Annotated in this window: 9 protein-coding genes, 1 tRNA gene and 1 pseudogene; 1 reads left to right on the top strand and 10 read right to left on the bottom strand. The window is 36.1% G+C overall.

Annotated features, from left to right (window positions below; genetic code table 11):
• The first annotated feature begins 44 nt into the window (after window positions 1-44).
• Window positions 45-120 (top strand) — tRNA-Asn (locus A9G32_RS01065).
• A gap of 214 nt (window positions 121-334) precedes the next feature.
• Here A9G32_RS01065 and tssE read toward each other — a convergent pair.
• The 10 genes and pseudogenes from tssE to A9G32_RS12915 all read right to left on the bottom strand — a co-directional run.
• Window positions 335-757 (bottom strand): type VI secretion system baseplate subunit TssE, encoded by a 423-nt coding sequence (gene tssE, locus A9G32_RS01060; RefSeq protein ID WP_065590738.1) that lies wholly within the window; start codon window positions 755-757, stop codon window positions 335-337.
• Window positions 758-1,273, bottom strand: coding sequence for a type VI secretion system lipoprotein TssJ (tssJ, locus tag A9G32_RS01055; protein ID WP_065590737.1), 516 nt, complete (start codon window positions 1,271-1,273; stop codon window positions 758-760).
• 20 nt (window positions 1,274-1,293) lie between these two features.
• On the bottom strand, window positions 1,294-2,340 hold the full coding sequence (tssG, locus tag A9G32_RS01050; protein WP_065590736.1) for a type VI secretion system baseplate subunit TssG: 1,047 nt from the start codon (window positions 2,338-2,340) through the stop codon (window positions 1,294-1,296).
• The gene (tssF, locus tag A9G32_RS01045; RefSeq protein ID WP_065590735.1) at window positions 2,304-4,067 is read right to left on the bottom strand and encodes a type VI secretion system baseplate subunit TssF; all 1,764 of its coding nucleotides are present in this window, start codon (window positions 4,065-4,067) and stop codon (window positions 2,304-2,306) included. The genes tssG and tssF overlap by 37 nt, the downstream gene beginning before the upstream one ends.
• A gap of 58 nt (window positions 4,068-4,125) precedes the next feature.
• Window positions 4,126-5,736 carry a type VI secretion system protein TssA gene (gene tssA, locus A9G32_RS01040; RefSeq protein ID WP_065590734.1) on the bottom strand — a complete coding sequence of 537 codons (1,611 nt, stop codon included), beginning with the start codon at window positions 5,734-5,736 and terminating at the stop codon, window positions 4,126-4,128.
• A gap of 28 nt (window positions 5,737-5,764) precedes the next feature.
• The gene (locus A9G32_RS01035) at window positions 5,765-9,094 is read right to left on the bottom strand and encodes an ImcF-related family protein (protein ID WP_065590733.1); all 3,330 of its coding nucleotides are present in this window, start codon (window positions 9,092-9,094) and stop codon (window positions 5,765-5,767) included.
• The gene (locus A9G32_RS01030) at window positions 9,081-10,316 is read right to left on the bottom strand and encodes a hypothetical protein (RefSeq protein WP_065590732.1); all 1,236 of its coding nucleotides are present in this window, start codon (window positions 10,314-10,316) and stop codon (window positions 9,081-9,083) included. Before A9G32_RS01030 ends, A9G32_RS01035 begins: the two co-directional genes overlap by 14 nt.
• Window positions 10,316-10,588 (bottom strand): PAAR domain-containing protein, encoded by a 273-nt coding sequence (locus A9G32_RS01025; RefSeq protein WP_065590731.1) that lies wholly within the window; start codon window positions 10,586-10,588, stop codon window positions 10,316-10,318. Before A9G32_RS01025 ends, A9G32_RS01030 begins: the two co-directional genes overlap by 1 nt.
• A 198-nt stretch (window positions 10,589-10,786) precedes the next feature.
• A complete protein-coding gene (locus tag A9G32_RS01020; protein WP_065640628.1) occupies window positions 10,787-11,449 on the bottom strand; it encodes a hypothetical protein in 663 nt (220 codons plus the stop codon).
• 34 nt (window positions 11,450-11,483) lie between these two features.
• Window positions 11,484-11,811, bottom strand: a pseudogene (locus tag A9G32_RS12915) (hypothetical protein); the annotation flags it as partial.

Genomic DNA, 11,811 nt, shown 5'->3' with positions numbered 1-11,811 from the left:
GACATAGCGTCATTAAATCTATAATATGCGCGCTACATTTCGGTTCCTCCATAGTTCAGTCGGTAGAACGGCGGACTGTTAATCCGTATGTCACAGGTTCAAGTCCTGTTGGAGGAGCCAATATACCAAATCTAATAAATTATATAGATGCTCCAAGTACTTTTTACAAAAATTTTTATTCTATTAATATCAGAAGTTCATACTGTATTTGTAAACGAATTCAACACCGAAGTATAACAGAATAAAAATTAGCTATAGTTTTATCAAGCTTAAACAATTCTAAAGATTTTGTTAGATATATATTTAATTCATATAGTTAACGTATTATCTATATCTAACGTGGACTTTTGCGTATATATTTAAGACTCGCTTTGCCATCAGGCATAAAATAAGTCCCATACTTAACTAGTCCACCTTCTTTAAAATGACAAATAAGTTCATAACCAAGCACCATTGAATCACTGCTTTCTTCTGCAATATTAACCTTAATTGATGCAAGTCTTGGTTCATAAAGAAGCAGTGTTTTCTCAATGGCTCTCATTAAAACATAAGCCGATGACGGTAAAGCTTGAAAGATCGTTGACATATCGGGTAATCCATAATCTGGCATGTGTTTTACAGTACCTGCTCGGCTATTTAAAATACGTTCAATATTATCCATTACACTGATAATTGTCTGTTCATTTTCACTTACATCTTCAAGGGCTATGCCTGATTCAAAATAACCATAAAGTTGGTCGTATAATGAAGCACTCATTTATTTTTCTTCCACCAATTTTATTGTGTATTGACTTGCGATTATTTGACGTGGTTGAGTAATGTTTAAGTCTCCGCGTTTTAATACTAGTCGCCAGCTATTATCTTTTAAGTCTGGTTCTTTATAAAGCGCAGCAATACCTACCGCCTTAGCCTTCTTATCAAATGAAACATCAATAGAAATAGCGGTATCTGGCTTTAATACTATTTCTTTACTTTCAATCAATGAATCTTTTAGTTCATCGCTATCTTGATCAACTAACTCTTGATAAGCAACAGAATTAAAAACGTCAGCTTCTTTTAATTGATAAATTCGAATCACAACTGGCGAGGATCTCCCTTCATCATCCATATTTAACTCAGCTCTTGCTGTAATATCTAGATGCAAAGTTCTTACATCCCATTTAAAAATAGAGTTGCTCAAATCAGTCGCTTTTTCTGAGACACTTTGCGCAATACCGCATCCTGTTAGATACATAGTTAATAAGATAGTAATGAATATATTAATTATTTTCATATTTATTTCCTTTCTTTATATTATGCTGCATAACTAATGCCGTAATAGCAACCTAAATTTACAGCGACTTCATCTTGAAGAGGTTCACCATCTACTGTTTTTTTAGTAAATGATGCAGTTTGCCCTAATCGGCTATTTTTAGATACCAATTGACTACGAGGTAAAAATTGGCGCTGAATATAGAGCGTCATTTTGGCATCCACTTGATATCCCAGATAAGCGCGTAATAGAGCCAATAAGTCATAGTATAATTGCCCACCAGGTAGTAAATCTGCAATCTGGCTTTCATGTTGTGGAGTAATTGCAATATGGACGGTTTGATTACATTCTCTAAAGCGAGATCCTAATATAGCACCACCATCTAAAGCAGCTTGTTCATGCCGTTTTCCCCCCAACTGTGCGGGGTTATCAATTGATTGCCAAACAGGATGAAACTCACTTACAACAACTTTTGCATCATTGACTAACACTCGCACTAACCCAACTATACCTTCGGCTGTACGTGTTTTTTGTGTAATTAAACCTAATAATGCTAAAAAACGAGATAGTGGTGTACCAATTTGTTTACTCGTTCCTTCAATACCAAATCCCGTTAATCCAAGTAAACATAGTGATATCGGATCTTTTCCGCCATCTAAAAAGCTTGCTGGATAATGATATTTCAACCAAATCCGATAAAATTGGGTTATTATTCGATGGTTAAATATATCTAAAAAGTCGGTCATGGTTTGATAGTTTTCTTCACGGCGAATAATATTATCAAGTAAGCCGAGTGGTAATGCAGCATCAACACCATACAACCCTAAAAATCGAGTTCTAACTGTAGTTGGCCGATTAATATAAGGCGCTCTCTCTATATATTTTAATTCACTTGCCGGAAAAGACATATCGATAGATGGAGCAAAACGCAAAGGATCCGCTGTTGGGGTTTCGTGTTTACCCAACACAGGACCATCTGCATAAATTTGTTCAATTAACTGACAAAAACGATAAAAATTCATTTTTGGCAGGTTCTTTTCAAGAGCCTGCATTAAAGGACTGCTTTCGATGCTTTGCTGTGATTCCATACAATTTTATTTCCTGTTGGTAAAACTATAATCGCTAATTGCGTAAATAAGTTAACATCGGCATATAATGCAAAAAATTGGTGTAACAACTCACCAAAAAGCATCACATCACCATCACCTGTAAATTGGTAACTATTAATTGTCACCTCAATTTCTATACCGCGTTGCAACATCCCTTTTTCAATACGTTTGATCATTCGATGAGAAACTTCTACTATTCCCTCTAAACGGCGGCGATTTAATTCGTTATCAGTCCAATCATATAAAGCAAGTGTTCCACGCAACACTTCCGCATTCATTAATGACAGATAATTAGGTGCTAAATGCGATAGCACCCGCCAATAAAAGCGATCTTCTGTTGGTGGATAACAAGGTAACGTTGGAGAGCATAAATTTCTCACTTTTGCGATAAAATTTTGCGAATGACACAGCTCATGAATTCGAGCATTGCGTAATGCTTTACGAGGTAACATGCCATTAGTACCAGTGATGCGTAATGATAAAGTTTCTGGTTCAAGCTCATCCTCTTTATCCCAAATCTTACCACCCAAAATCAACCAAGTATCATGTAAACCCGATGCACCTTTACGAACTCGAGTATGATAATACCTTTCTGGAGCATCATGCCGTAACATACCACCTCGATGTTTAAAGCTCGTAAAAGGGACATAGTGGTAACGTCCATTACGAGTGATAGATTCAACATGCTCAACAGAATGAACCTCTACATGTCCACTTTGACGCAATAATGGACGAAGTAAATATTCACTTTCTAATTGGTTAACAACAATAGGATCAGCTTCCATATCGAATAAATTAATGGCTGGTACACAATGCAAACGAATATTGCTATGGTCAAAAGGCATATCACTTGGCCAAGTTTGGTTAAGCAATAGTTCTATATCAATGTAATCACATTGTTCCGGAATAGCATGTTTCTCTAACCCATGCAAATCAACAAACATAAATTTTTCACGAAATGCAAAATACTCTAATAATAGTTGATACCCAGCAAAAGCATTATCAGGTTTTAGCCACAAACGCTCATCGTCACCAAAACCGACTGGGGTTATTTTACCTTGCAAATTTATGCGTTTTTCAGGTTGGGTTGCATAACGCAAGTATATTGAAGCTACCTGCTGTGTTAACGCATAATATAACGCTGATGCAATCGGTCCATCTGCATTTAAATATAATCGTAGTTGGGACAAGTCAAGTAGTTTAAGATCAGCTAACTCACCAAAACGGAGACGAAGAGTAATCATGCTTCGACCATCATAATTGATACCTATTTTTGCTTGACTGATTTTTATTGGTTGTAGTGTCACTGCTTGTGTCGTACGATATGGGCACTGAGTACCTGCCTGACCAAGTGGTTCTGTCTGTACTTGTAATCCTTTGGGAATCACTTCTGGGCAAGATAATGTCATATAATTTGGCGTTAATTCAATAATAGACAATGACGGAATTAACCGCAAATAGTGTGGCCAAAGTAGGCTTACTAAACTTTCAGTAAGTTCAGGTAAATCATCATCAATTTTTTGGCGTAGCCGCCCAGTTAAAAAAGCAAAGCCTTCAAATAATCGCTCCACATAAGGATCACGATCACCAACGCGATCTAAATTCAGTTGACTTGCTCTATCAGGATGAATTTTCGAAAATTCTTTTCCTGCATCTCGCAAGTAACGCATTTCTGATTCATAATAACGTAAAATTAAATCATCCATCGTTTATCTCTTTATTCTTTATATTATTTAGTCAGATTATTTTTTATTGTTGATAAAATTACATCACACTTAATGCCCTTGCTGGATCTAGATGAATTAGCTCTTGTTGTAATAACTCAACTAACTCTAACAAATGTGGCTTGATTATCTCTTTAGATTTCGTTTTTTGCTTGATTAATCGCAATAAACATCGCTTAACCTCAAACACCAATTCTTGCTCCCACTGTGATAATGTCAAGGATTGTTGTTGATTATTCAAACCAATAAATAGCTTTAATGCAATATCTTGCTTGCCAAGTTGCTCTGCAACTCTTGCCTGTGTATATTGCAATAAAAAGCGTTGTTTAGGGGAACGTAACAATGGCAAGTTTTGTAGCCAATAAAACGCTTTTTCTAAACTTTCGGCATGAGCTAGTTCTAAAGCTTGTTTTTCAATTTCATTCCAATCATCATCAGCAGATACTGCAATGGGTTGCATACTGTCACCTTCATCTAAATGATGAATACGCGCATTATTTGCAATCCAATCTAATGTTTCATCATCAGCGAATGGCATACCATTTTCAAAAAAGAGGTGCTCAACACCATTTAACCGCTCTAACATCAACCCAATATCTGTTAAATAAATATCCGCCCATGATTGATAAGGCTGTCCCATTTTTTGTAACGACATTACCGTTGCCCGTTGCAAATCTAACCAAAAATGATTAGCGCTTTCCATAAAAGCAGCTTCAACACGTTCAAAAAGCTCTGACCATTGTTGTTGAAGAATTAAACGGCTAATATGCTGTTTAAGCTCTGTTCTTGGGGCTGGTAATCGTGTTTTTCCCCGATGATCAGCAGGAGGTAAATCAATAATCGTATCCCATCTTAGCACCCTTAAAAAGCGACCAGCGGCAAGATAACCATCAGACTTTTCACGCAAAAAAGTCGCCATTTTACGGGCCAGATCGAGCAAATCACGTTGAGAACCAATCTTCATTCCAGTTATATTTTTAGGCGAATCTAATTGCGAAGAAGGTTCTGGGGCTACCGGAGTGGCTTGCGCAACATTGGGCGTTTTAGCAGGTTGACTTATACCACTATTAAAAAAGTGAACTAATGCTGATAAATCGGGCGAATCAATAGGTTGATTAGGATCATCACTAACAAAAAGTTTTTGGCAACTATGATCAATTTGATTTAACGCAACAATAATACGCGTCAAGCAAAGTTCAGGTATAGGACGTAATTGAGTAAGTTGATCAACAAATTTTGCATTAGCAAGCCATTCTACCGCATTTTTACGAATATTATGCCGTGAAGGGTAAATTGATGAACCGAATTTATTCAGTAACCCAGCTAACAGCTCAACGCCATCAGCAAAGCCATCCGCACCATCTACATATAAGCGTGCCAAACAATAATAAGTTGCAACACGAATATCTTTACTATTTTGTTTTAATATCGTTTCACTTTCAGTAATAATCAGTGGGTAATTAACCCCAGACAATTTTGCGATCTCTTCTTTAATTTCTTGGAATGTGTCGTGATAGGTTAAATCCTCTCCTGTAGGCTTGTCTGGTGTAATGGGTTGCAACCAGTCATTCCAACGTTGGTTTAACTCCCTTGTCATAGATTGACTAGGGGTTTGTTGCCCTAAAAAACGGCTTAATAATTGGCTAAACATAATAATAATCCAATATTTTAATTAATTGTTATTCAAATACCGTTTTCGGTAAAGTAAAATTACGTAACTTCAATAATGTTAACGGACCACCCCCTAACTGAGTACGTAAAATAAATCTTAATTTACGTTGATCTGGCGCTTTCCAAACAATTTCATAACGGCTTGAATCCAACGGTTTGACAGAAGCTGAACCAAGTAAACGGATCCACGCCCAATCACCACTATAGTATTTATAAAGCCGCAATCCTGACGTATCACTACTCCAGCTTAGCTGTGAATAAGGTGAGTATCCATCGCCTGGCCAATTAAAGCGTTTCCAAGTAGGAGACTGATTAAAATACTCCAGCTTTTGCTTATTAACCACCAATTCTGTCCGAGTAATTTTGCTACCACTACGAGGCATGATATCAAATGATAAAGCGACATCCCCGGTTGTGAGCAGTTCTGCTGATAATTCATTAAATAATTTTAGCGCATCAAGAAACTTAGGTGAAAAATTAAGACCTTGAGCATTGACTGAATTGATAACCCAACTTCCACCTTTCTTTTCCAATACTCCATTTAGCTCACTGGTGATAAAACTATCAATAATTCCTGTATCGGCACGTAAAAAACGGGCTAGCTCAGCCAATGATGCTTCGTTGTCAGTATTTTTAAAAGGATAGCGACCAGCAAAAGATTTTTCCCATTGACTAACAATGTAATTTTGCCAAACCTCATTAAAACTATTGGCCGCTGGCGCTAACACCACTTGCCATGATTGTTCTAGCGGTCGTTTAAATAAGCTATAACCAAATCCAGACCACTCTTCACCTAAATTAGCGGCAATTAAGTTTCCATAATCTCGTGTTTCGGTTAAATCAATCGAAGTACCTTTAAAAACACTTTTCGCCAATCCTTGCATCATCGCTTGGGGATCGGCACTATTGGCTATATTTTGTAATTTTAAACGAACTTGAGTAATGCGTAACAAATAGGTCTGCAAAGAAAGTCCATTCGTATTGTTATTATTAAGCAAACTGGTAACAGGTAAAAATGTTGCTGTTAATGGCCCAGAGGCCTCGTTATTTATCGGCAACCCTGTTTTTGATTTATTTCCAATCAACTCTTGGGCAGAACGAATTAAATTATCGGATAAACCATCACCTGAATAAGCAACTTCAGACTGATACTTAACCACGTTGATTAAAGCAATTAAAGGAGACTGGCGAGTATCAGCCAGTAATGTAAGTTGCTCAATAACATCTGAAACATTATTAGATGAATGCCACTGAATTGTATTTAAAAAGTTTAACCATGCAGCACTATATTCACTAAAATAACGGTCGGTTAGTTGTTTTTTTAACGTATCAGGAGAAATTGAAGCAGTTAAATCATTTTCTCCATCACTCAATACCCAATCAATTTGTTCTTTTCGATATTTTGCCACCTCAGCAATTTCATCTTTAATAGTATTATCCCAAGCTTTGCGGGTATAAACGCCAGGAATCTCGGTATCCGTTGAAAATAGCACTTGACTGTCTAACCCTTCCAGTAACTGATTCATATTTTGATTTGCATAATGCTGGCTAGCTCGTTGAATCATCTCTTGATAAAGTGTATTAACAGCATTTTGTACACCAATTTTATTAATTAAAATTTGTCTAACGTCTTTAACTAAACGAGTATCATTACTTTGTGCCCAATCAGGATGTAAATTAAGCATCTGTCCCCAAAAACGAACCAAATCAGGCATAAGTCGTTGCCAATCTCCATCACTCACACCTTCTGGCGCTCGCCATTTAGTTGTAGCAAACTGGCTTAAATAAAGCCCATCACTCTTATCTGGGTGTCCCATCATTAAATAAGCTTTTAATACATCATATGCAGAATCGACTAATTTTTCCCGACGAGAATCGCCTGGTGGTAATTCAGTTAATAAGTTCAAATAATCGGTCATGATATTATGAAATGGCGTAGCAATATTACGTGAATTTGTTGCACGATAGGTAAGCCACATTCTTTTAAGTACCTCATCATTATGATTTAAGCCAAACCGATTAAATAAAGGTGCACCATGTTGTTGACGATAAAGTAACTGCTCTAAATGCTGTTGTAACTGATGTTGTATTTGCAACCGTGAAGTATAATCTTGTTTAATGGAATCATCGGCTTGCTTAACAAGTTCAAAACTATCATCAATAAGCGATGCATTTCGAAAATACGAAGTACACAGCGCTATACATATTACGCCCATAAGTGAAAGTAGTGCATAACAAGACCAAATATCCCATTGGATCCCCATGCGTCGCCCCATTTGCGAATTAGCATCATCTCGAATTGATTGCCATGTCGGAGTTATGGCTAAAGAATGCTCAAAAATAGGCATATTTTCATCATTTGACTTTGATTGAGGAGGAGCAAAAAATAGTCCTCGAACATGAGGAGAATAAGGAAAAGCAATTAGAGAGGTTAAATAACGTCTAATATTCGTAATATCGCGCTTAACTAAATTCTGACTTAATTTGAGCAAAAACGAATAACAAGTATTATCTTTAAGCTGTCTTACGCCACGTTGACTACACTCTTTTGCTAATTGATTAAGAGATACAACAACCGATTCCATGTCATCTTGTTTTAACTTAGTGAAAAGCACCCCAACACTCTGTTCTATCCGCCCTGTTTGTGACCATTCACTCGACTGCCCTGCAACTAAATAAAGCGGTGCAGACCATTTTAAAACTTTATTACGAGCTTGTAGCTTTAATACCGCCTTTTCAAGCAATAATTGTTGTTGGCGGTTATTATCAAGATAATGCTTAGGTACAACCCAAATAACTGCATCAAGCGGTTTGCTAAAAAATGGTAAAATACGCGAGAAGTATTTTTTTAAGGTTTCTAACCATTGTGTATTTGGCTCATCTTGAATATCGCCACCGTACACTATGAGCGTATTATCAGACAATTGCCATTGATCTTGTGACAAATTAGGTAACAAATGCTCAACGTCAGAGTGATGACCCAAAACTAAACATTTACAAACTTTATAACGCCAAAAAAAGCCATAACGTGTTTGAATAAATTTTACTATTTCTGTAAATGAATCTGTTTCTTCATTATTTTTCTTTATTTTACTGTCAATATCAATATTAGTTTTATCAAATATCCTAAAATTGGAATTTACCACTTTACTTAACAATAAAAAAACAATGTCATGTAAATGAGATAATAATAAAGCAATAGATAATACTACCAAAACAGCAATGATTTTATCACTCTTTGTAATAAGGAATGAAAAGCTATTTTGCCAAATGCAAGCTATAACAATCAATGCAATAATTAATAATAATATTATCCATATAATCTTAAACTTTTTCATTTTTTCTATTTCTCTTTTCACTTTCTTGCAAATATGACACAACCGAAGCGGTAAGTGGTGTTTTACCTACCATGATCAATTGTTTATCTTTTTTCATAGATACATTTTCAATGGCTAATACTAATGCCAACCAATACGAACAATAACCAGCATAACCAATTGAATTATCGATATTAAAATAATTTTTTGCTTCAAACTGAATTTGATTAAAGTAGTGCATAATTTCATTTTTAAAATCTGTCGAAATACCGCTATACCAAACCCCGCCATACTGGTTATCATCGGCACTACTCCACAATAAAGCATGTTCAATAGTTTGCGTGAATTCCGTTTTTTGTTCACTGCGATAAACTTTTATTAATGGCGAATTAGCAGTAGGAAAAAATGGCGCTCTATTTACGTTTTCCCCTGCTAGAACTAGCATTGACGCAAACTCACCTTCGTCTTTAATTGGAGCAGAAAACAGATGTGTATTAATCACCAAAAGCAACTCATCATCATGAGCACTATTGTCTAACCATGTTTCTATAAATGTGGATGAATGGCTGGGCTCTTCAATTTCAAAGCTAGCAGGATGACAAATTCTTTTTCCCAATGTTTCCATCCATAATGCCTTTATTTTATCGTTTGAAATTTCAGCATCAATAAATAACCTAACATGCAAATTTGATTGTGTTAACACGGCTGCAAATTTAGCTTTGTATTCTTTTTTAAAACGGGTAAAAATGACTTTTAAACGCTCATTAATGCGTTCCGATGTCATACCATCAATCACAGATAAAGTCGTGTGGGGAGTAATAATGCCACTATTAGGGTGTAATTTACTTGTAATAAGAAAATCATTATTAACAATAGCGGCGGCATTTCCTGCATCACCTTGTTCACTAATAAGTGAAAACCCTAAAACATATAACCCTCTTTGTCCATAATTAATCAATTTTTGTTTACGCTTTTCTATGCATAAATTCCACTGTTCAATATAAGCTAGACGATTACCATAGAGATAAACACCATATAAAAATATAAACAGCCAAGAAACAACAGGGAAAGCAAACAGGCCTGAAATAAAGAGGATATCTGATATGTCATAAAAAAAACTGAGTGTAACTGTAATGATACAACCAAGCAAAATAAACACGATAAGCAAAACACCCCAGAACCAAAAATTCATTTTTTTAGCATCAGACAACGGAGCTGGCAGTAATGTTAAATCGATAGACATTAACTTTTTCCTACCTCGGATATTGATGAGATTAAAGAACAACCACAACTGCTTTTATGACCATCTAAAGCGACTTGCTTACCTTGATCGGAAAAAGTTGATTCGCCCTCAATAATAGGATTAATTCCATGGCCTTTTATTGGACAACTGACTAAATCCCCCACTCGAGCAACGGGTTTGCCTAAAACTGTCATTGTCGATGAAGCAGTAATGACTTTTCCGCCATGATCTGTCAAATCCCCTAACCGAATGACTCCGCGTAATTTACTCATTTTTCATTTCCCTTATTAGGTTATATTGTTTAGTGTATTTCAATCTAATTTATAAAAATATTAATTTTTTTATTACAAATTAATTAAATAAACCATATTTAATATCGAATGATATAAATTGGTTAATCACAAATAAACCGGCTGCTTATTTTGTTTACAAAAAAATCTAATGGTTAGCAATAACCCCATGATTTACATTTATAAAACATATCCGCCACTCTGGCCGCCCGTCAAACGTAGCTCACCATCAGGCCCAAAACTGTAATAATGTACGCCTATAGTGCTCTCCCCCAATACGGCTTCCTCTAAACCGCCATAGCCAGGATACAAGCTATAAATATCCTTATTTTTTATCCAGTTTGGCACGTTTTCCATATGGTAATAAAAAGTCACCATTCTCATCCCTTGCATTTGATCATCAACCTCATCAATTTTTTCAACCACCACTTTTCCAAAGCAGAAATTTGTTGCACTCCATTTTTTACCAAGATATTTACGTCCTTCATCCGTTAAATTATAGCGGTATAGTGGCTTGTCGCCATCGTGACCGACCAGCTCTTCGGTAAATAATCCCTCTTTGGCATAAAGGGAGAGTTTTAAGTTAAGTCTTTTATTTTGCTTAATTTTGTCATAGGGGTCTTTAGGATCTATTTCACCTTCAAGGTAATGAATTGTATAGGGGTACATATTTGCATACAGATCCCCCACAGCGAGGCAAACTGCTCTATTGCCGGTAGGGTTAATACGATCATTTTCTTCCTGTATGCGGTCTTTATAAAGGTAATTATTACAACTTTTTAGTAAAAATATAATTAGTGCGCTACTGATGAGTACTGCAATGATGGTTAGTTTTTTTGTCATGATTATTGCCTATTAATAACCCCATGATTTACCTTTATAAAACATATCCGCCACTCTGGCCGCCCGTCAAACGTAGCTCACCATCAGGCCCAAAACTGTAATAATGTACGCCTATAGTGCTCTCCCCCAATACGGCTTCCTCTAAACCGCCATAGCCAGGATACAAGCTATAAATATCCTTATTTTTTATCCAGTTTGGCACGTTTTCCATATGGTAATAAAAAGTCACCATTCTCATCCCTTGCATTTGATCATCAACCTCATCAATTTTTTCAACCACCACTTTTCCAAAGCAGAAATTTGTTGCACTCCATTTTTTACCAAGATATTTACGTCCTTCATCCGTTAAATTATAGCGGTAT

Source organism: Gilliamella sp. Gris3-2, assembly GCF_001690345.1.
Classification (GTDB): domain Bacteria; phylum Pseudomonadota; class Gammaproteobacteria; order Enterobacterales; family Orbaceae; genus Gilliamella; species Gilliamella bombi.
Note: the sequence above shows the minus strand (reverse complement) of the source record. Positions and strands in the feature narration are given on the sequence as shown.

Excerpts from the sequence above, each read along its gene's own strand:
- tssE (WP_065590738.1), bottom strand. The coding sequence starts at position 757 with ATGAGTGCTTCATTATACGACCAACTTTATGGTTATTTTGAATCAGGC.
- tssJ (WP_065590737.1), bottom strand. The coding sequence starts at position 1,273 with ATGAAAATAATTAATATATTCATTACTATCTTATTAACTATGTATCTA.
- tssG (WP_065590736.1), bottom strand. The coding sequence starts at position 2,340 with ATGGAATCACAGCAAAGCATCGAAAGCAGTCCTTTAATGCAGGCTCTT.
- tssF (WP_065590735.1), bottom strand. The coding sequence starts at position 4,067 with ATGGATGATTTAATTTTACGTTATTATGAATCAGAAATGCGTTACTTG.
- tssA (WP_065590734.1), bottom strand. The coding sequence starts at position 5,736 with ATGTTTAGCCAATTATTAAGCCGTTTTTTAGGGCAACAAACCCCTAGT.
- A9G32_RS01035 (WP_065590733.1), bottom strand. The coding sequence starts at position 9,094 with ATGAAAAAGTTTAAGATTATATGGATAATATTATTATTAATTATTGCA.
- A9G32_RS01030 (WP_065590732.1), bottom strand. The coding sequence starts at position 10,316 with ATGTCTATCGATTTAACATTACTGCCAGCTCCGTTGTCTGATGCTAAA.
- A9G32_RS01025 (WP_065590731.1), bottom strand. The coding sequence starts at position 10,588 with ATGAGTAAATTACGCGGAGTCATTCGGTTAGGGGATTTGACAGATCAT.
- A9G32_RS01020 (WP_065640628.1), bottom strand. The coding sequence starts at position 11,449 with ATGACAAAAAAACTAACCATCATTGCAGTACTCATCAGTAGCGCACTA.